Origin of the sequence: Gordonia rhizosphera NBRC 16068 (assembly GCF_000298195.1) — a bacterium.
GTDB lineage: Bacteria > Actinomycetota > Actinomycetes > Mycobacteriales > Mycobacteriaceae > Gordonia > Gordonia rhizosphera.
In genome coordinates, this window is record NZ_BAHC01000186.1 from 1 (window position 1) to 18,589 (window position 18,589).

Genomic DNA, 18,589 nt, shown 5'->3' on the forward strand with positions numbered 1-18,589 from the left:
GTGGGGCGCAACGCAATTCGGCGAACCCGGAAGCAGGAGCGACGCCGCAACCGCAAGCAGAAGCGCAACACCGTGGCCGCCGGCATGGCGGCGCTGGCGACGGTTGCGGCGGTGGGTGCCGGTCAGATGATCAGCCCCGAACAGGCTGCAGCCGTCACGATCCCCGGTGTCGGTGAGATCGACGACCCGGCCGGCCAACTCGGCGAGATCATCGCCGGCATCGCCAACAACGAGGCGACCCAGGAGGCGCTCACGGCACTCCGGATCGAGCTGTGCGCCACGGGTGGAACCAGCGGTGGCGCGGACTGTTCGAAGTCGACCGGCACCGGCGTAGCGGTGATCCTGCCGACCCGGATCGAGCTGGTGCCGCGGGTCGACGACGGCGACGACACCGACGTCCTCTACAACGGGACGCAGGACTACCTCAACAATCCGCCGACGGAGCCGGTGCGAGAGGACTTCCCGGACGGTGTGACCGGCGATGCGGCCTTCGCGGCGGCCTACGCCCAGTACCTGATCGACCTCGGCGTTCAGCAAACAGCCGTTGCCGGTGCGGGCGCGATCGGAATCGGGGTGCCTGTTCCCGACGCGCCCGTCACCGAGGGATCGGCGAAGGTGATCGGCAGCGGATTCCAGTTCGCGCTGGCGTCCGGAGGCGGGAAGGCGACGGCGATCTCGTATCTACCCGTCAGCCTCGCCACCGCCGGTGCCAGCGACGGACGGACCGCAATCTCCTTCGCGATCGTGGGTATGGCGAACGCGTGGACCACCAGCGAGATCCCGGTGACGGTACTGGGCAGCTCCGAGATCCTCGGCGTCGAACTGCCCTCCATCCCCGCCATACAGCAGGTCAGCTGCTACGGCGGCATCACCGGTGCGTACGCCGAAGGTGTCGGTGCCTGCGCCAATGTGGCGGGCACCTTCGATTTCCGCCTCGACCTCCTCAAGGACTCCCCGGAGGTCCAGTTCGGTCTCACCGACCCATCCGCGATCCTGTTCGACCCGGCCGGCGTCTTCGGTCAGGTCATCACCCAGATCCTGAACGGACAGCCGATCAGCCTCAGCAAGGACTTCGCTCGGCTGAGCGCCGGTGGTGACTACGACCTGCTCAGCGGCAACTTCGTGCGGTTCACCAGCGACTACGGCACGCAGGAGCCGATCGTCATCAACTGGCTCGGCCAGGAGTTGACCCTCAACCCGATGGTCACGGTCAACGGGCAGGAGCGTCCGAATCATCTCGGCGCACCGGTCCTGGTGCTCAACACCCTCGACACCGGCGAGATCGTCCCGGTGATCGGAGTTCCGGAGATCGAATTCCCGTTCGGCATCCCGACCGCGGGGCCATATGTCATTCCGGACACGACCTCGTCGACGCTGACCACCACGACGCCGGCCGCCCCCGCGCCGGAACCCCTGCCGGAGACCGATGAAACGCCGATGCTGCTGCGGGCCGGCGCGCTCGAGGACCCAACACCGGTGTCAACACCGGAGACGGAACCCATCGTGACGCCGACGGCTCTCGATGAGCCGGCGTCCTCGTCGAATTCCGTTGGCCCGGTCGCGGATTACATCGGCAAGCACCGCACACCCGAGGGTGGGTCGGACATCGTCGGCGACTATGTCGGCAAGCACCGCAGCGACAGTACCGACGACGAGGGCACCGCGGAGCAGAGCAGCGAGACGACGTCGTCATCTCCGGAGACGTCATCTCCGGAGAGGTCATCCGAGGAGTCGTCATCCGACGAGGCGGCGTCCGAGAAATCGGAATCGGGCGAGAGCTCGGACGGCTCGAACGAGACCGGCGGGTCGGAGGGCGGCGGCTCCGAGGGCGCCGGCTCGTCGACCGGCGAATCGGGGAGCACGACGGGCTCCGGCGGTTTCTCGGGTTCCACCGGAGACTGACACCCACTCACCCCGCACCACGACACGAACCATCCCGCGCGCCCGACGGGCGAACACGCGGGGTGGTTCGTCGTCTTGGCTACAGTGGAGTCATCGCTGAACGTCACCCGTTCAGCCTCACCAAGGAGGAGTCATGGCGACCGATCCGGCCAAGCGCAACGCGGTCTCCCAAGTCGTCCGTCAGCATCCGGGTATGAGCCTGGCCGCGGTTTCCCCGGGAATCGTGGTGTTCGTCGTACTCTGGGTGCTCATGGGGTTCTGGCCGGCCCTGATCATCGGGCTGGTCGCCGGAGGCGCCGGGTACTACCTGCTGACCCGACAGAAATAGGACGGCGTGACGACTCGTGTCGACAGCTGGATCTGGGCGATCCGGCTCACCAAGACCCGGTCGGCCGCGGGAGCGGCATGTCGCGGCGGCCACGTCTGCGTCAACGGGGCCACCGCCAAACCGGCCCAGCCCGTCGGGATCGGCGACGAGGTTCGCGTCCGGCTGCACGGACACGAACGCATCGTCGAGGTGACGAAACTGATCAGCAAGCGGGTGTCGGCCCCGGCCGCCGCCGAATGCTACATCGACCACAGCCCGCCGCCGCCCCCGCGGGAGATCCTGGCCAGTCAGCCCCGGCGCGATCCCGGATCGGGCCGTCCCACCAAACGTGAACGGCGCGAACTCGATCGGCTGCGGATGCACGGTGGCTTCCTGATCGCGGTGGCCGCCGTGTGCGTCACGCTGCTCGCCGGGTGCTCGAGCGGTTCCGACAACGCCGCCGCGACCGGGACCCCCGACATGGCCGCCCAGGCCGGCGCCGGTCCGTTCTTCGGCGAGTGCGGCGGCGTCACCTCCGAGGAGGTCATCCGCATTACCCAGTTCTCCGGGCTGAGCAACACCGTCAACAACGCCTCGGTGTGCGAATGGGCCAGCGGTTCGGACCGCACCGGCCCGGTGGCCTCGTTCAACTGGTACCGCGGCTCACCGATCGGCCGGGAACGCGCGACCGAGCAGTTGACGCGGGAATCGACGAAGGACTTCGAGATCAACGGACACAAGGGGTTCATCGCGTCCGACTCCGGCATCTGCGAGATCGGTATCGCCTTCGGCGCCGACTTCTTCGAATGGTCGGTCAGCGCCGGCGTCCTGTCGCCCCTCGACGAACAGCCGCCGTCGACCGAGCACATCTGTGACGCGGCGACGGAGCTGTCACGACTGTCCGTCGAGCGTGCGTCATGAGGCGCGCGATGCTGGCCGTGGCGGCCCTATTGCTCGTCGTCGGTCTCGGAACCGCTTGTGCGCGAACCGTCGACGGCACCGCGGTCGCCGTGGGTGCCGCCGACAACCAGCAGGAGGGGCACGTCGACACCGACCAGTTCGACAATCTGCTGCTGGAGTGCCAGGTGCTGGCCGCACCGAAGATCGCCGAGGTCGTCGGTGGCACCACCGCGCGCGGCACCTTCAACGGCGCGATCTGCCGCTGGATCGTCGAAGGCGCGGTGCTGGCGAACGTCACCTTCAACTGGTTCGAATGGGGTAACCCGACCGTGGAGAAGGACACCGCCAAGAAGCTCGGCTACGAGACGGAGAACATCAAGATCGCCAGTCAGGCCGCGTTCACCCAGCGCGACCCGAATCGGCCGGCGGTCTGCGGCGTCACCGCCCGCGCCCCGAGCCGTGGCGTTTACACCTGGTGGGTCGAACCGAGCGGCACCGCGGCGCCGGCCGACCCGTGTGCCGCGCCGACGAAGCTGATGGAGCTGCTGCTCACCGGCGGACAGTGAGCGACACGATCCCGACGGTCAGACGGGCAGTTTCGATACCGACACCGTGGCGGCGACGACCTGCTGGCCGTCCTCGCCCGGGATCAGCATCCAGATCAGCAGACGCTCCGGTTCGCGAACCCGCCGCAGCGTGAGCGTCACGCCGGGCACGATGGGACGGAGGTACTCGATGACCACCCGATGGGGGACGTCGACGAGATCGGGACGATCGATCAGCTCGTCCTCGACCGCCTCGAGGTAGGCCGCGTTGTTCAGATGCTTGAACGGGTCGAAATCGGTGCTGCGCAGCACGTGCTCACGGTCGGGTAACTCCACCTCGCCGGGCGCCGGTGCCTGCTCCGGGTTCATCGACTTCCACCGCAGGCGGTGCTCGTCGGTCATCGACGACAGCATCTCGAACGCGCTGTCCGTCAACCGCGACGGCATCCCCTGATCGTTGACGTTGATCCAGAAGGCCTCGGTCTCGATGAGGCCGTCGGGTCGCGGGTCGGGATTGAACCGGTTCGTCTCGTGATCGGCCGTCAGGCGCACCCGCATGTTGGTCCAGCGCGTGGAGAGCGCCCCGCACCAGCGTTGCGCGGTGAACCCGGCCGGCCAGGAGATCGGCCGGATCACATCGATGATGGTCCGCCGGACGATCCAGAACGGATCGGTGGAGTGGAACTCGGTCGCCTCGATGTTGTCGTTGGCGACGTCTTGCAGGTAGCGCGCCACGGCGTCGAGCCGGACACGCATCTGCTGGTCGACGTCCCCGGTGCGGACTCGGTAGTGGCCCTCGAAGAAGCGAGCGCCGTCCTTACGGTCGGACAACGGCGCGATCGGTGCCTCGGTCCCGGTAGGCGATACGTCCACTCAGTCCTCGCTTTCAGTCCCCGGTATCTTTGCAGCTAAGATACATACGACGGCGAAACTAGAACACGTTCCACGTGTTGGATTACGAGGAAACCGCAGATGGCGCATGTGATCACCCGACCATGTTGTAATGACGCCAGTTGTGTTGCGGTGTGTCCGGTCAACTGCATTCACCCGACCCAGGACGAGCCGGAGTTCCTGACGGCGGAGATGCTCTACATCGACCCGGAGACCTGCATCGACTGTGGCGCCTGCATCGACGAGTGCCCGGTGGAGGCGATCCTGCCCGACGACCAACTCGAAGCTCGTGACGAGCCGTACCTGCAGATCAATGCGGACTACTACAAGGATCACGACGTCGAGGGCGGGCTGGTGCCCCCGAAGAAGCTGCCGCAACTGCCCGACGGTGAGTTCCACGTGGCGATCATCGGGGCCGGGCCGGCGGCCTTCTACGCGGCCGAGGAGCTGGTGCGCAAACCACAGGTCAAGGTCGACATGTTCGATCGTCTGCCGACCCCGTACGGGCTGGTGCGCGCCGGGGTGGCCCCCGATCACGCGTCGACGAAGGGGGTAGAGAAGACCTTCGCCGCGACGGCCGCCAAGAAGAACTTCCAGTACTTCCTCAACGTCGAGGTGGGCAAGCACATCTCGCACGACGAGATCATGGACCGCTACCACGCGGTGGTCTACGCGGTCGGCGCGGCCACCGACAAACGACTCGGCATCGAGGGCGAGGATCTGCCCGGCTCGATCCCGGCGACCGAGTTCGTCGCCTGGTACAACGGCCATCCCGACTACGCCGAGTTCGATGTCGACCTGTCGACCGAACGCGCTGTGGTGGTCGGCAACGGCAACGTCGCACTCGATGTCGCCCGCATCCTGGTCACCGACCCCGAGGACCTGGCCACCACCGACATCGCCGATCACGCGCTGGCGCAGCTGCGGGAATCCAAGGTGCGCGAGGTGGTGCTGCTCGGCCGCCGCGGGGTGGCGCAGGCCGCCTACACCAACAGCGAGTTCCTCGCGCTCGGCGAGGTCGACGGTGTGGACGTGGTGATCGATCCCGCCGAACTCGTCTTGGACCCGGCCACCGAGGCCGCCCTCGACGACGACACCCTCGACTCGACCATCGCCACGAAGATCCGGCTGGCCCGCGAGTTCTCGGAGCGGCCCACCACCGACGGCAACCGTCGTATCGTCTTCCGCTTCCTGGTCTCCCCGGTAGAGGCCATCGGAGAGGGGCAGGTGCAGCGACTGGTCTGCGTCCGCAACACCTACGCGCCGGGTACCGGTCGGGTGGCCGTGACGCCGGGTGACGAGCGGTTCGAGATCGAGACGGGGCTGGTGCTGCGTGCTATCGGTTATCGTGGCGTTCCGGTTCTCGACTTGCCGTTCGACGAGGTGAAGGGCATCGTTCCGAGTACGGGTGGTCGGGTGCAGGTCAGTGGCGACGGCGACGTTGTCCCGGGGCTGTATGTGACCGGATGGATCAAACGTGGCGCGACCGGGGGGATCGGAATGAATCGGATGGATGGGCAGGAAACCGCGGACGCGGTGCTGAAAGATCTCGCCGATGGGTCGCTCGCCGCCCCCGAGGCCGCTCGTGACGACATCGCCGAGATCGTGTCCACCCGCGGGGCACGCCGCGTCGACCTGAGCGGCTGGAAGGCCATCGACGCCGCCGAGAAATCGGCGGGGAAGAGCGCTGGCCGTCGTCGGGTCAAGTTCGCCACCGTCACCGAGTTCGAGACCGCCGCCGGCATGGAACCGGTGCAGTAGATGCGGGTCGCACTGCTGTCGTATCGCAGCAAACCGCATTGCGGTGGCCAGGGAGTCTACGTGCGCCACCTGTCCCGCGAGCTGGCGCTGCTCGGCCACGAGGTGGAGATCTTCTCCGGTCAGCCCTATCCCGACCTCGACCAGGCGGCGATCGACGCCGGGGTGACGCTGACCAAGGTGCCGAGCCTGGGCCTGTACGACGAACCGAACCCGTTCCGCACCCCGCGGCCGAGGGAGTACCGCGACTGGATCGACGTGCTCGAGGTCGGGGCCATGTGGACGGCGAGTTTCGGCGAGCCGCTGACCTTCAGCCTGCGGGTCGCCCGGCTGCTCAAGGAGCGTCGCGACGACTTCGACATCGTGCACGACAACCAGTGCCTCGGCTACGGGTTGCTCGACATCCAGAACGCGGGGTTCCCACTGATCGCGACGATCCACCACCCGATCACCCGCGATCGTGCCCTGGCGGTCAGGGCCGCCAAGGGCTGGCGCAAGATCACCGCGTGGCGATGGCACTCGTTCCTGCGTATGCAGGGACGCGTCGCACGCCGAATCCCCGAGCTGCTCACCGTGTCCCGCAGCAGCGAGGTCGACATCCGCAAGGCCTTCGACATCCCGTCGGGCCGCATCACCACCATCCCGCTCGGCGTCGACACCACGGTGTTCCGTCCCGGAGTCGAGCGCGTCGCGGGCCGGGTGGCCTGCGTCGCGAGCGCCGACGCACCGCTCAAGGGCGTGTCCTACCTGCTCGAAGCGGTCGCGAAACTCAGCGCTGAACGGCCGATCGAATTGGTTCTGGTGTCCAAACTCGATCCGAACGGACCGTCCGCGAAGCTCATCGACGACCTCGCCATCCGCGACAAGGTCACCGTGGTCTCCGGCCTCGAGGACCAGGAGATGGCCGACCTGCTCGCATCCGCCGAAGTCGCCTGTGTCCCTTCGCTCTACGAGGGTTTCTCGCTGCCCGCTGTGGAGGCGATGAGCTGCGCGACCCCGCTGGTGGCGACCCGTGCGGGCGCCATCCCCGAGGTCGTCGGCACCGACGGGGAGGCCGCGTTGCTGGTGCCGCCAAGCGATTCCGGCAAGCTCGCCGAGTCCATCGGCCGGCTGCTCGACGACGCGCAGTTGCGTGCCCGGATGGGGCAGGCGGGACGCAGCCGGGTCGAGGAGCGTTACAGCTGGGCGGCGGTCGCAGCCAAGACCGCCGCGCACTACGACACCGTGCTGGCGCGGGTGGCTCGCGACAACGAAGGGAACAACGAGTGCTGACAGTGGATTTCGACCGTCTGGGGGTGGGTCCGCAGACCAGGGCGATCGATATCGGCGCCGGTCAGGGCAGGCACTCGTTCGAGATGTTCCGGCGCGGCGCCGACGTCATCGCGTTCGATCAGTCCGAGAAGGACATGGCCGATGTCGGTGAGATGTTCGACGCGATGATGGCCGAGGGCCATGTGCCCGCCGACGCCAAGGCCCGGGCAGAGGTCGGTGACGCGCTGCGTCTCCCGTACGCCGACAACAGCTTCGACGTCGTCCTCATGTCGGAGATCCTCGAGCACATCCCGAGCGACGAGGCGGCCATCGCCGAGATGGTGCGGATTCTCAAGCCTGGTGGCCTCGCCGCGGTCACGGTGCCCCGGTACTGGCCGGAGAAGGTGTGCTGGGCGCTGTCGGACGAATACCACGAGGTCGAGGGCGGCCACATACGCATCTACAAGGCCTCCGACCTCGCCGACAAACTGCGCACCGCAGGCCTTGAGGTCACCGCAACCGGATACGCGCACGCGTTGCATGCACCCTACTGGTGGCTGAAATGTGCTGTCGGCGTGGAGAACAACGACAACCTGCTGGTCAAGGGATATCACCAGCTGCTGGTGTGGGACATGATGAGCAAGCCGTGGCTGACCCGGGTCGGCGAGCAGGCGCTCAACCCGTTCATCGGCAAGTCGGTCGCCCTGTACTTGCGTAAGCCGGCCGACACCGCGACCTCGTGACGGTGCTGCCCGCGATCGCCGGTGTGCTGACAGCACAGCAGGTCGACGCGACGGGCGCGGCGATCGCCCGAATGCAGGAGGATTCGGGTGCCCTGCCCTGGTTCCCGGGCGGGCAGACCGATCCCTGGGACCACATCGAATCCGCGATGGCGCTGTCGGTGACCGGACGGATTGCCGAAGCCGAGGCGGCCTACGAGTGGTCGCGGCGGCACCAGCGTGAGGACGGCTCCTGGCCGATCCGCACCGTCGCCGGCAAAATCGTCGACCCCAACATCGACAGCAATTTCTGCTCCTACATCGCCGTCGGTGTGTGGCACCACTACCTGATCACCGGTGACACCGGGTTCCTGGATCGGATGTGGCCGACGGTGTGGTCGGCGATCGACCTCGTCATGAGGTTCCAACGGCCCGACGGCGCATTCCGCTGGGCCGGCGACCACCGGACCGGGGCGATGTTCGACCACGCCCAGATCACCGGCAACGCAAGCATTTTCCAGGCACTGGACTGCGCCGTCCGGATCGCCGACGAGATCGGGCAGCCGGAGCCGGGCTGGGCGGGAGCGCACGGCGCCCTCGGCGACGCGATCCGCGAGCGCCCGGATATCTTCGAGCCGCCGTCGGACCATTCGATGGACTGGTACTACCCGATCCTCGGTGGTGCCGTGCGCGGGCGGGCGGGCCAGGAACTCGTCGCGCGACGGTGGGACGAGTTCGTGGTGGAGGGCCTGGGCATTCGCTGCGTGGATCACCGACCCTGGGTGACCGGCGCCGAGACCTGTGAGCTCGCGCTCGCGGTCGATGCCCTCGGCGACACCGACGACGCGATCAGGCTCATCGAGTCCATCCAGCATCTGCGTGACCCCGACGGTTCGTACTGGACCGGCCTCGTCTACGCCGACGACAAACGCTGGCCCGTGGAGAAGAGTTGCTGGACGTCGGCGGCCGTCGTGCTGGCCGCCGATGCAGTCAGCCGGACCTCTGCGGGCCACGGGATCTTCCGTGATGTCCGCCCAGGAGTGAGTGCCGAGGAGCGCAGCGCCTAGCGTCGAGCAGGTTGCCAATTGATGCGTACGGCGCCAACGGCAACCCCGATCCCGGCGCCACCCGCACGGTTGCTCATTGACGCGCGCGGCGCAACAAGCGGCAACGCGAGGGCTGGCCTCTGCGGGTCGACTGACCTAGACTAGTGTCCAGTCATCCGTCCAGAGTGTCGGTCCGGCGGAAAACGGGCGTCAGTGGAGGACCCATGGAATTCGGAATCGTGCAGTTCACCAGCGATCGCGGCCTCATGCCGCATGTGCTCGCGCCGCTGATCGAGGAGGCCGGATTCGCGTCCTACTTCGTGCCGGAGCATGGTCATATCCCGACCCGTCGCGAGACCGCTCATCCGCGGACCGGGGACTCGTCGCTTCCCGATGATCGTTACATGCGCACGCTGGACCCGTGGACCTCGCTGGCGGCGGCGGCGGCGGTGACCGAACGCATCCGGCTGGCCACTGCGGTCGCGCTGCCCGTGCAGTCGGATCCGATCACGCTCGCCAAGACGCTCGCCACAGTGGATCACCTCTCGTCGGGACGCCTGACGCTAGGCGTCGGATTCGGCTGGAACCTGGACGAATTGGCTGATCACGACGTGCCGCCGAAGCGGCGCCGCACGATGCTGCGCGAGTACCTCGAGGCGATGCGAGCGTTGTGGACCGACGAAGAAGCCGAATATCATGGCGAGTTTGTCGATTTCGGCCCGAGCTGGGCGTGGCCAAAGCCGCGGCAAACACACATCCCCACCATCGTCGGTGCGGCCGGCAACGAGAAGAACTTCAAGTGGATCGCCCGCAGTGCCGACGGCTGGATCACTACTCCGGGCGAAGAGGACATCGAGGGCTCGGTTGCGCTGCTCAAGCAGATCTGGTCCGACGCAGGCCGTTCGGGTGATCCACAGATCGTCGTGCTGGACTTCAAACCGGTGCCCGAGAAACTCGAGCGCTGGCGCGAGATCGGAGTGACCACGGTGCTCTACGGTCTTCCCGACGACAGCGTCGAACGTGCGAGCGGCTACCTCGCCAAACTCGCCGGCAAACTCGGACTCGCACATTCTGCTGGTCGAGTAGGTGCGAGCCGCTAGGCGAGTGCCGTATCGAGGCCACTGTCGCCGGCATCCTCGTCCGGCGCCGTCCTCAGCGCGGGCATGAGGTATCGCTGGATCTGGCGCAGCACGGCATCCGTGTCGTCGGGGTCGACGGTGTCGCCGGGCACCGTGCCAAGGCTGATCAGCACGCGCGCAACCCATTCCGCCACCTCGTCGAGATCGTGTCCGGGATGGATCTCGCCGCGCTGCGCCGCGTCCGCGACGTAGGGGCGCCAGAAGAGCGCGAGATCGGGGACCAGTCCGGTCACCCCGGCACCCGCGCAGGCCGCGAAGTCGTCTGGCTCGGTCGTGCGCAATCGAAGCAGGAGGGTGCCGGGATCGTCGTAGGCACCACGCCCGATCCGCACGCCGGCGGCGACCTGTCGGTCGAAGGTCGGGATCTGTTCGAGCTCGGTGCGTGCATCGGACCAGAACGACTCGTTCAGGCGCACGATGGCGGCGCCGATAAGGCTCGGTTTGTCGGGGAAGTGGCGGTACAGCCAGGCGCGGGACACACCGGCCCGCTCGGCCACCTCCTGCATCGTGGTCGAGCGGATTCCCTTGTCGGCCAGCAGCTTTTCCGTTGCATCGAGCAGCCGCGCGGTGGCCGTCGTGGCCCGCTGCAGTCGCATCGGTGCCTCGCTCACGATCGCAGCCTAGCAAAATCCGTAGACAGATCCCGGATTCTGTTTACCTGAGCGGACAAATGAGGTAGACAGAATGAACGATCTGTCTATCCCGTCTGCGCGCGTTCGACGTCGCTCGGCGGGCCACTCGGGGAGGAACCATGAGCGCCTATCTTCCGCGTACCGCGATCATCGGCGCAGGCATCAGCGGGCTCACCGCGGGCAAGATGCTGACCGACTACGGCGTGCCCTACACCTGTTTCGAATCCTCCGACCGCATCGGGGGCAACTGGGCCTTCGGTAACCCCAACGGTCACAGCAGCGCGTACCGGTCCCTGCATATCGACACTTCGAAACATCAACTGTCCTTCCGGGACTTCCCGATGCCCGACGACTATCCCGACTTTCCGCATCACAGCCAGATCAAGGCGTATCTGGACGACTACGCCGAGGCGTTCGATCTCCTGAGTCGCATCGAGTTCACCAACGGCATCACCCACGCCCGCCGCCTCGACGGCGGTGGGTGGGAACTGGAAACCCAACGCGGAGAGCAACGACGCTTCGACCTGCTGGTGGTGGCCAACGGACATCACTGGGATCCCCGATTCCCGGACTTCCCGGGCGAGTTCAGCGGTATCACCATGCACGCGCATCACTACGTCGATCCGCGAACGCCGCACGACTTCTCCGGTAAGCGGATCCTGGTGGTGGGCCTGGGCAACAGCGCTGCCGACATCGCCGTCGAACTGTCGTCGAAGGCCCTCGACAACACGCTCACCCTGTCGACCCGCTCCAGCGCCTGGATTGTGCCGAAATACTTCGCCGGCAAACCGGCCGACAAGTACTACCACACCTCGCCGCACATCCCGGTCTCCTGGCAGCGGAAGTTCATGCAGGTGATGCAACCGATGACCGCCGGGCGGCCCGAGTCCTATGGTCTCCCTACGCCGAATCACAAGTTCTTCGAAGCGCATCCGACCCAGTCGGTGGAGTTGCCGCTGCGTCTCGGCTCCGGTGACATCATCCCCAAACCCGACATCGCCTGCCTCGACGGGGACACCGTCCATTTCGTCGACGGAACCTCCGGCGACTTCGACATCATCATCTACGCAACGGGATACAACATCACCTTCCCGTTCTTCGATCCCGATTTCATCAGCGCCCCCGACAATCGGATTGACCTCTACAAGCGGATGTTCTCTCCGGGTATCGACGACCTGATCTTCGCCGGCTTCGCGCAAGCGGTACCGACGCTGTTCCCGTTCGTCGAATGTCAGGCCCGGCTGATCGGCGCCTACGCGGTGGGTCGGTACCGTCTGCCGTCCACCGGCGAGATGCGCCGGGTCATCAAGTCCGACACCGAGTTCTATACAGGGCACATGCTCAACCGGCCCCGGCACACCCAACAACTCGACCACTACCTCTACGAACACAACATGCGGGTCAAGGAGATCCCCGCCGGGATGCGCCGAGCCGCGACGATGGGCGCGCCGCAGTGGGCGCGGGTCGCCGCCGACACCGAGACCCGCCACGCCGAGCCGGCAATCGCCGGAAGTCCCCAGGAGCGCTGATGACGCGTCAGACGATCACCTTCGACTCCCACGGAACCCCGTGTGACGCCTGGTTCTACCGAGGCATCGACCCGTCGCCGTACGACGGCCCGGCGGGCCGCCCAGTGGTGGTGATGGCGCACGGATTCGCCGGCACCAAGGATTCCGGCCTCGAACCGTTCGCCGAGCGGTTCGCCGGCACCGGCCTCGCGGTGCTCGCCTTCGACTTCCGTGGTTTCGGTCTGTCGGGAGGTGAACCACGACAGCGGATCTCGCTGTCCGGTCAGCTCGACGACTATCGCAGCGCCATCACCGCGGCGAGCTGTCAACCGGGCGTCGACCCGGCACGGGTGGTGGTGTGGGGCGTGTCGATGTCGGCCGGTTTCGCGATGACCGTCGCCGCCGGCCACGACGATGTGTGTGCGGTGATCGCCGCGATCCCGCTCGTCAGCGGCCCGGCCGCCGGGCGGCTCGCCTACCACGAGGTCGGCGGGGCGGCGATGGTGTCGTCGACGATGACCGGCATCGGCAGCGCCCTGGGCGCCCGGATCGGGCGTGCGCCGACGATGATGCCCGTCGTCGGCCGTCCGGGCGAGCACGCCGCGTTGACCGCCGACGGCTTCTATGAGAGCTATCTGTCGATCGCCGGCCCGTCGTGGCGCAACGAGGTCGACGCCGCGGTGGGCCTCGAGCTCGGACGGTTTCGGGCGGACAAGTACGCCTCGAGGATCACCGCACCGACGCTGGTCCAGATCGCCGACTTCGATTCCGCGGCCCCACCGCACTCCGCGGCCAAGGCCGCGTTCGCGGCGCACGCGGAGGTCCGGCACTACCCGTGCGACCACTTCGACATCTTCGCCGGTCACGACTGGTTCGAGCCGGCCGTCGACCACCAACTCTCGTTCCTCGCGCGTCACCTGTCGCCCGCGACCCGGCAGACCATCGAGAAGGCGGCGCGATGATCGCCATGGGCACGGCGGTCGTCGTCGGCGGCGCATCCGGAATCGGGCTGGCGACCGCTCGAGCGCTCGCCGCGGAGGGATACGCCGTCACGATCGCCGACATCAACGTCGACGCCGCACGGTCCGCGGCCGACGAGATCGGTACGACGGCCCGCGCGGTCGCGCTCGACGTCACCGACGAGGACTCCGTGGCCGCCGGCTTCGACGGACTCGACGATCTACGGGTCGTCGTCAGTTGCGCGGGATTGACCGTGCCGGGTGCGCTCACCGAATTGTCGCTGGCGGACTGGCAGACCACCATCGACGTCTGCCTCACCGGATCGTTTCTGATACTCAAGCACGCCGGTCAACGCATCGTCGACGGTGGGAGCATCGTGGTCATCTCGTCGCTCAACGCCCGGCAGCCGGGGACCGCGATGGGTGCCTACTGCTCGGCAAAGGCCGGTGTGAGCATGCTCGTCGAGGTGGCCGCCCTCGAGTTGGCGCCGCGCCGGATTCGGGTCAACGCGATACAGCCGGGCGTCGTCGACACCCCGCTGACCGCGGGGCTCGCACTCGTGCCCGGACTCATGGACGAGTACGTCGACAACACCCCGCTCGGCCGGAGCGGCCGCCCCGAGGAGATCGCCGACATGGCGGTGTTCCTCGCCTCGGACAAGGCCGCCTGGATCACCGGTGCCGCCTTCGACGTCAACGGCGGCGCCCACCTCCAGCGTTACCCGAACGTCCTGGGCCGGGTGCAAGCGATGATGCCCTGAGGTTCGTCCCCCGGGTATCGCTAGACTCTCCGCGTGCTCGCGGGGGACGTAGCGATACCCGAGGGACGAACTGGGTTCCTCACAGGGGCGAGTACGGCTGTGAATGGGAGTTCGGGGGTCGGTGTGGGTGCGGGCATGATGACTTGGCATGGACGACTTCGACATCGGGGCCGAGCACCTGGAGTTTCGCGCCGAAGCACTCGGCAAGGGAGTGAGCGATGCGCAGCTGCGCCGAGACGTCTGGAGCGGGGCCAAGGAGCGGGTCTGGTACGGGGTCTACCTGCCTACCGCGGGTGAATCCACACAGTCCCACCCGGCCAAGCTCGAGCGCTACCGTGCATGGTGATCGCCGCGTCGCTCTACGGTGGACCGGAGCGCACAGCGAGCCACGTCTCGGGGGCTGCGATGCACCGCATTCCCATGCTCAGGCCCGACCTGACGATGGTCCACTTCACCTCCGCGACAACGGGAAAGACCATCAAACGTGGGATAATCCATCAGGCCGCCCTGGCGGAATCGCATATCGACATCGTCGACGACATTCCTGTCACCTCACGTGCCCGGTCGATGTGCGACGTCGCGCGGACGAGCACGTTGGCGCAGGCGGTCTGTGTTCTGGATTCGGGCCTGCGGCTCGGTGTGATGATGGCCGATATCGACGAGCAGCTCACGCTACTTCGGCGACATCACGGCATCGCGATGCTGCGTTCCGCCATCGCGTTGGCCGACGGGTTGTCGGAGAGCGTCGGTGAGTCCGTGAGCCGGCTCGCGCTGGCCGAGAACCCGCTGATCCCGCCGCCGGAACTGCAGGTGGCGATCTCGGTGGACCTCGACGGCAGACGCAAGGAGGTGTACGGCGACTTCGGCTGGCGCGATGTGAACGGCGTGCTCCGGGTCGTCGGGGAGTTCGACGGTCGGTTCAAGTATCACCGGTCGAGCCCGTTCGGCGACCGACTGCCCGAGGAGGTCATCTACGAGGAGAAACTGCGCGAGGACGCAATCCGCGCCACCGGACCACACGTCGTGCGCTGGACCTGGTTCGACGCCCAACGTCCGAAAGTACTCCACCCCCGAGTGATCACCGCCCTCCGAGCCGCAGGCGTCATCGCGTGACGGCGTCATCGCGCAACCCATTCGTCCCCCGGATATCGCTTTGTCGTCCGCGAGCACCCGCAGGATGAAGCGATACCCGAGGGAAGAACCTTGCGGGCGTCAGCGGGGCGGCAGGGGTGCGCCGACGTCGCCGGCGGTGCGGCGGAGGACGCGGAGCGAGCCCTCGGCGCGGACCTCGGTGAACTGCCCGGTGGCCAGGGCCTGTCGATAGATCTCGTACGGGGGGCGTCCGCCGTCGTCGGGGTTGGGGAATACGTCGTGGATGAGCAGCGCTCCTCCGATGCGCACCCAGGGTGCCCAGCCGTCGAGGTCGTTCTGCGCCGCGGTCATGCTGTGCCCACCGTCGATGAAGACGAAATCGGCCGGTTTACCCCACACCTTGGCCGCAATGGTCGACCCGGCCAGCATGCCGATGACGGTGCCCTCGAGACCGGCGTCGAACATCGTCCGACGAAACCGGGCCGAGGTGTCCAAGGTGCCGGTGTGCGGGTCGACGAGGGATTTGTCGTGGTACTCCCAGCCGGGCTGGTGTTCCTCGGAGCCGCGATGGTGATCGATCGTCACGATGGTCGCGCCGACCGGTTCGGCAGCGGCCCCCAGGAAGACGGTCGACTTGCCGCAGTAGGTGCCGATCTCGATGCCGACACCGGTCGAATCCGGTTGGGACAGATACTCTCCGGCGATCTCGAACAAGGTCTGCGCCTCGTCGAGCGGCATGAATCCGGGTGCGTCCTCCGCCACCTTCAGGCGCTCTGGCGATGGGGCTTTGGGCATCTGCGTCGACGATGCGGTCATGAGGCAGATCCTATCCGGTCGTCATCGTCGGCCGCGTAGGGTGAGCCGTATGAAAGCTCAAGTGCTCACCGCAGAGAACGGCCCCTCCGCGCTGGAACTGACCGACGTCCCGGACCCGAAGCCTGCCGACGGGCAGGTTCTCGTCGACATCAAGTCCTGTGGCATCTGCTTCCCGGATCTGCTGATGAGTCAGGGCAAGTATCAGCTGCGGGTCCCGACGCCGTTCACCCCCGGCACCGAGGTCGCCGGAGTCGTGCGCGAGGCACCCGAGGGCTCGACGGTCAAGGTCGGTGACAAGGTGTTGGTGGCCTCCATCGTCGGCGGATTCGCCGAGCAGGTCGTTGCGGCACCCGAGCAACTGCTGCCGCTGCCGGAGGGACTGACCTTCGACCAGGGCGCCGCCATGGGCATCAACTACCAGACCGCCCTGTTCGCGCTCAAGGTCCGTGCGCAAACCGCTCCTGGCGAGGTCGTCGGTGTGCTCGGAGCGGCCGGCGGCGTCGGTACCGCGTCGATCATGGTGGCAAAGGCCATGGGCGCCAAGGTCATCGCCATCGTGCACCGAAAGGGCGCCGACGAATTGCTGCGCAGCGCGGGTGCCGACGAGATCGTGCAGCTCGAAGAGGGCTGGGGCGCCGAACTCAAGAAGATCGCACCTGAGGGCGTGGACGTGATGATCGACCCGTCCGGCGGTGACGTGTTCGACGAGGCGCTGCGCCAGGTGGCCCCCGACGGCCGGTATGTGGTGATCGGCTTCGCCGCCGGCGGCATCCCGACGGTCAAGCTGAACCGGGTGCTGTTCCGCAACATCGCCGTCGTCGGCGCGGCCTGGGGTGAATATGTTCGCACGCACCCCGGCGTCCCGGAGCTGCTGCACGACGAGCTCACCGAGATGATCGCCGCGGGCATGAGCCCGCAGGTCAACGTCACCTACACCCTCGACGAACTGCCCAAGGCGTTGACCGACCTGGCCGAGGGGCGGATCCTGGGGAAGGCGGTCGTCAAGATCGCCGACTGACCGACCAGCGATTGGGGTGCTCCCTGGCTGGTCGAGTAGCCGCGAACGAAGTGAGTGGCGTATCGAGACCACGGACGAAGGAGAGCGCAGCATGTGCCGCAACATCACCGAACTGCGTGGCCTGGAGCCCGCGGCGACCGACGAGGAGATCGAGGCGGCCGCGCGTCAGTACGTCCGCAAGGTCAGCGGTATCCGGCATCCCTCGGCTCTGGCCCACGACGCCTTCGAGGAGGCCGTGCAGCAGGTCACCGAGGCCACACGTGCACTCCTCGAGGCGTTGCCGGAGCGACGCCAACCACCCAAGACCGTGCCGCCGCTACGCCGGCCGGAGGTGCGGGCGCGGATAGCCGCGCGGGGATAGTACGCGCCGGTCGTCAGGCCGCGATGTCGAACAGCTTCGCCGCGTTGCGGTACACCGCGCCGCGCAGCCAGTCGTCACCGAGATCGAGACGTGCCAACGCCTCCAACCCGTGGGTGTACGGGTAGGGGATGTTCGGGAAGTCGCTGCCGAACAAGATCTTGTCGCCGATATCCTGCAGCCTCGGCAATGCATCCTTCGGGTACGGCCAGTCGGCTTCGGTGAAGTCGGTGAAGGACATCGTCGTATCGAGATACACGGACGGATGTTGTTCCGCGAGTTCGAGGAATTCGATGTACTCGGTCGTCCCCATGTGCGCGATGATCAGCGGCAACGACGGAAAGCGATGCAGCAGCGTCCGAATCGGTTCGACTCCGGTGTAGCGGCCGGGCTCGGGACCTGATCCGCAGTGGATGATGACCGGTACCTGGCTGTCGGCGATCTGCGACCACACACCGTCGAGGAGCGAGTCCAGCGGTGAGTAGTCGCCGACCTGGATGTGGGATTTGAACACCCGGACGCCGCGCTGGATCGCGTGCGACACGTACTGCGGTGCTGACTCCTCGGGATAGAAGGTCGCTGTGGGCAGACAGTCGGGATGGTGTGCGGCGAAGTCGGCGGCCCAGCCGTTGAGCCATTCGGCCATGTCGGCTTTGTGCGGGTAGACCAGTGAGGAGTACGCCCGAACCCCGAACTCCTGCAGAGTCGCGACCCGAAGATCCTCGGCGGCGCGATAGGTGATCGGCCATTCCTTGCCGAACCGCGGCCCGATGGAGTCGAAGTACGACCACACCTTGTCCATCACCGGCTTGGGCATGAAATGGGTGTGGACGTCGATCAGCCCGGGAAGCCCGAGACCCTGCCAGACGGCGCACGTGCGCGCGACCTCCTCCGGGCCGAAGGGTTCGGAGGCGTCAACCGGTGGACCCACTGTGTTCACGGGTCCACGCTACCGCCACCTGTTCACACCTATATGCAAACGGGCAT

General features: G+C 67.0%; 20 protein-coding genes. 16 read left to right on the forward strand and 4 right to left on the reverse strand.

The window, feature by feature from the left end:
- From GORHZ_RS22550 to GORHZ_RS22565, 4 genes are all read left to right on the forward strand, one after another.
- The coding region (locus tag GORHZ_RS22550; RefSeq protein ID WP_306302428.1) for a hypothetical protein at positions 1–1,902 on the forward strand (1,902 nt) is incomplete at its 5' end.
- A gap of 133 nt (positions 1,903–2,035) precedes the next feature.
- Positions 2,036–2,230, forward strand: coding sequence for a hypothetical protein (locus GORHZ_RS22555; RefSeq protein WP_006337308.1), 195 nt, complete (start codon positions 2,036–2,038; stop codon positions 2,228–2,230).
- A 6-nt stretch (positions 2,231–2,236) separates the two neighbouring features.
- Complete coding sequence (locus GORHZ_RS22560; RefSeq protein WP_006337309.1) at positions 2,237–3,130, forward strand: DUF3558 family protein; 894 nt, start codon at positions 2,237–2,239, stop codon at positions 3,128–3,130.
- Entirely contained in the window at positions 3,127–3,675 is a 549-nt protein-coding gene (locus GORHZ_RS22565) for a DUF3558 domain-containing protein (RefSeq protein WP_040533047.1), read from the forward strand. Before GORHZ_RS22560 ends, GORHZ_RS22565 begins: the two co-directional genes overlap by 4 nt.
- An 18-nt stretch (positions 3,676–3,693) precedes the next feature.
- Here GORHZ_RS22565 and GORHZ_RS22570 read toward each other — a convergent pair whose 3' ends face one another.
- On the reverse strand, positions 3,694–4,527 hold the full coding sequence (locus tag GORHZ_RS22570; RefSeq protein ID WP_006337311.1) for an acyl-[acyl-carrier-protein] thioesterase: 834 nt from the start codon (positions 4,525–4,527) through the stop codon (positions 3,694–3,696).
- Between the two features lie 99 nt (positions 4,528–4,626).
- Here GORHZ_RS22570 and GORHZ_RS22575 point away from each other — a divergent pair, with 99 nt between their 5' ends.
- The 5 genes from GORHZ_RS22575 to GORHZ_RS22595 all read left to right on the forward strand — a co-directional run bounded on the left by GORHZ_RS22575 (position 4,627) and on the right by GORHZ_RS22595 (position 10,419).
- Positions 4,627–6,306, forward strand: a complete 1,680-nt coding sequence (locus GORHZ_RS22575) for an FAD-dependent oxidoreductase (RefSeq protein ID WP_006337312.1) — start codon at positions 4,627–4,629, stop codon at positions 6,304–6,306.
- Positions 6,307–7,575 (forward strand): glycosyltransferase family 4 protein, encoded by a 1,269-nt coding sequence (locus GORHZ_RS22580; RefSeq protein ID WP_006337313.1) that lies wholly within the window; start codon positions 6,307–6,309, stop codon positions 7,573–7,575.
- Positions 7,569–8,297: a class I SAM-dependent methyltransferase gene (locus GORHZ_RS22585; protein ID WP_006337314.1), complete on the forward strand. Its 729-nt coding sequence runs from the start codon at positions 7,569–7,571 to the stop codon at positions 8,295–8,297. The genes GORHZ_RS22580 and GORHZ_RS22585 overlap by 7 nt, the downstream gene beginning before the upstream one ends.
- A complete protein-coding gene (locus GORHZ_RS22590; protein WP_006337315.1) occupies positions 8,294–9,340 on the forward strand; it encodes a prenyltransferase/squalene oxidase repeat-containing protein in 1,047 nt (348 codons plus the stop codon). Before GORHZ_RS22585 ends, GORHZ_RS22590 begins: the two co-directional genes overlap by 4 nt.
- Positions 9,341–9,543: 203 nt before the next feature.
- Complete coding sequence (locus GORHZ_RS22595) at positions 9,544–10,419, forward strand: LLM class F420-dependent oxidoreductase (RefSeq protein WP_006337316.1); 876 nt, start codon at positions 9,544–9,546, stop codon at positions 10,417–10,419.
- On the opposite strand, the gene GORHZ_RS22600 is transcribed toward GORHZ_RS22595, so the two are convergent.
- A complete protein-coding gene (locus GORHZ_RS22600) occupies positions 10,416–11,054 on the reverse strand; it encodes a TetR/AcrR family transcriptional regulator (protein ID WP_051999041.1) in 639 nt (212 codons plus the stop codon). The genes GORHZ_RS22595 and GORHZ_RS22600 overlap by 4 nt on opposite strands.
- Positions 11,055–11,209: 155 nt before the next feature.
- On the opposite strand from GORHZ_RS22600, the gene GORHZ_RS22605 reads away from it, so the two are divergent.
- The 5 genes from GORHZ_RS22605 (at position 11,210) to GORHZ_RS22620 (ending at position 15,431) form a co-directional block, all read left to right on the forward strand.
- Positions 11,210–12,619 carry a flavin-containing monooxygenase gene (locus tag GORHZ_RS22605; RefSeq protein WP_006337318.1) on the forward strand — a complete coding sequence of 470 codons (1,410 nt, stop codon included), beginning with the start codon at positions 11,210–11,212 and terminating at the stop codon, positions 12,617–12,619.
- Positions 12,619–13,560, forward strand: coding sequence for an alpha/beta hydrolase (locus GORHZ_RS22610; RefSeq protein ID WP_006337319.1), 942 nt, complete (start codon positions 12,619–12,621; stop codon positions 13,558–13,560). The genes GORHZ_RS22605 and GORHZ_RS22610 overlap by 1 nt, the downstream gene beginning before the upstream one ends.
- 5 nt (positions 13,561–13,565) lie before the next feature.
- Positions 13,566–14,318 (forward strand): SDR family NAD(P)-dependent oxidoreductase, encoded by a 753-nt coding sequence (locus GORHZ_RS22615; protein WP_040533070.1) that lies wholly within the window; start codon positions 13,566–13,568, stop codon positions 14,316–14,318.
- A gap of 148 nt (positions 14,319–14,466) precedes the next feature.
- Positions 14,467–14,664 (forward strand): hypothetical protein, encoded by a 198-nt coding sequence (locus GORHZ_RS29705; RefSeq protein WP_006337321.1) that lies wholly within the window; start codon positions 14,467–14,469, stop codon positions 14,662–14,664.
- A 74-nt stretch (positions 14,665–14,738) separates the two neighbouring features.
- On the forward strand, positions 14,739–15,431 hold the full coding sequence (locus GORHZ_RS22620; protein ID WP_157205321.1) for a hypothetical protein: 693 nt from the start codon (positions 14,739–14,741) through the stop codon (positions 15,429–15,431).
- 99 nt (positions 15,432–15,530) lie between these two features.
- On the opposite strand, the gene GORHZ_RS22625 is transcribed toward GORHZ_RS22620, so the two are convergent.
- A complete protein-coding gene (locus GORHZ_RS22625; protein WP_006337323.1) occupies positions 15,531–16,226 on the reverse strand; it encodes a class I SAM-dependent methyltransferase in 696 nt (231 codons plus the stop codon).
- Between the two features lie 49 nt (positions 16,227–16,275).
- Between GORHZ_RS22625 and GORHZ_RS22630 the strand changes: the two genes are divergently transcribed.
- Positions 16,276–17,244 (forward strand): NADPH:quinone oxidoreductase family protein, encoded by a 969-nt coding sequence (locus GORHZ_RS22630; protein ID WP_040533053.1) that lies wholly within the window; start codon positions 16,276–16,278, stop codon positions 17,242–17,244.
- A 91-nt stretch (positions 17,245–17,335) separates the two neighbouring features.
- On the forward strand, positions 17,336–17,605 hold the full coding sequence (locus tag GORHZ_RS22635; RefSeq protein ID WP_006337325.1) for a DUF2277 domain-containing protein: 270 nt from the start codon (positions 17,336–17,338) through the stop codon (positions 17,603–17,605).
- Positions 17,606–17,618: 13 nt separating this feature from the next.
- On the opposite strand, the gene GORHZ_RS22640 is transcribed toward GORHZ_RS22635, so the two are convergent.
- Entirely contained in the window at positions 17,619–18,542 is a 924-nt protein-coding gene (locus tag GORHZ_RS22640; protein WP_006337326.1) for an amidohydrolase family protein, read from the reverse strand.
- Positions 18,543–18,589: the final 47 nt, after the last annotated feature.

What these genes read in the sequence shown, in the direction of transcription:
- GORHZ_RS22555 (WP_006337308.1), top strand. Translation starts at nt 2,036, where the DNA reads ATGGCGACCGATCCGGCCAAGCGCAACGCGGTCTCCCAAGTCGTCCGT.
- GORHZ_RS22565 (WP_040533047.1), top strand. Translation starts at nt 3,127, where the DNA reads ATGAGGCGCGCGATGCTGGCCGTGGCGGCCCTATTGCTCGTCGTCGGT.
- GORHZ_RS22575 (WP_006337312.1), top strand. Translation starts at nt 4,627, where the DNA reads ATGGCGCATGTGATCACCCGACCATGTTGTAATGACGCCAGTTGTGTT.
- GORHZ_RS22580 (WP_006337313.1), top strand. Translation starts at nt 6,307, where the DNA reads ATGCGGGTCGCACTGCTGTCGTATCGCAGCAAACCGCATTGCGGTGGC.
- GORHZ_RS22595 (WP_006337316.1), top strand. Translation starts at nt 9,544, where the DNA reads ATGGAATTCGGAATCGTGCAGTTCACCAGCGATCGCGGCCTCATGCCG.
- GORHZ_RS22600 (WP_051999041.1), bottom strand. Translation starts at nt 11,054, where the DNA reads ATGCGACTGCAGCGGGCCACGACGGCCACCGCGCGGCTGCTCGATGCA.
- GORHZ_RS22605 (WP_006337318.1), top strand. Translation starts at nt 11,210, where the DNA reads ATGAGCGCCTATCTTCCGCGTACCGCGATCATCGGCGCAGGCATCAGC.
- GORHZ_RS22610 (WP_006337319.1), top strand. Translation starts at nt 12,619, where the DNA reads ATGACGCGTCAGACGATCACCTTCGACTCCCACGGAACCCCGTGTGAC.
- GORHZ_RS22615 (WP_040533070.1), top strand. Translation starts at nt 13,566, where the DNA reads ATGGGCACGGCGGTCGTCGTCGGCGGCGCATCCGGAATCGGGCTGGCG.
- GORHZ_RS29705 (WP_006337321.1), top strand. Translation starts at nt 14,467, where the DNA reads ATGGACGACTTCGACATCGGGGCCGAGCACCTGGAGTTTCGCGCCGAA.
- GORHZ_RS22620 (WP_157205321.1), top strand. Translation starts at nt 14,739, where the DNA reads ATGCTCAGGCCCGACCTGACGATGGTCCACTTCACCTCCGCGACAACG.
- GORHZ_RS22625 (WP_006337323.1), bottom strand. Translation starts at nt 16,226, where the DNA reads ATGACCGCATCGTCGACGCAGATGCCCAAAGCCCCATCGCCAGAGCGC.
- GORHZ_RS22630 (WP_040533053.1), top strand. Translation starts at nt 16,276, where the DNA reads ATGAAAGCTCAAGTGCTCACCGCAGAGAACGGCCCCTCCGCGCTGGAA.
- GORHZ_RS22635 (WP_006337325.1), top strand. Translation starts at nt 17,336, where the DNA reads ATGTGCCGCAACATCACCGAACTGCGTGGCCTGGAGCCCGCGGCGACC.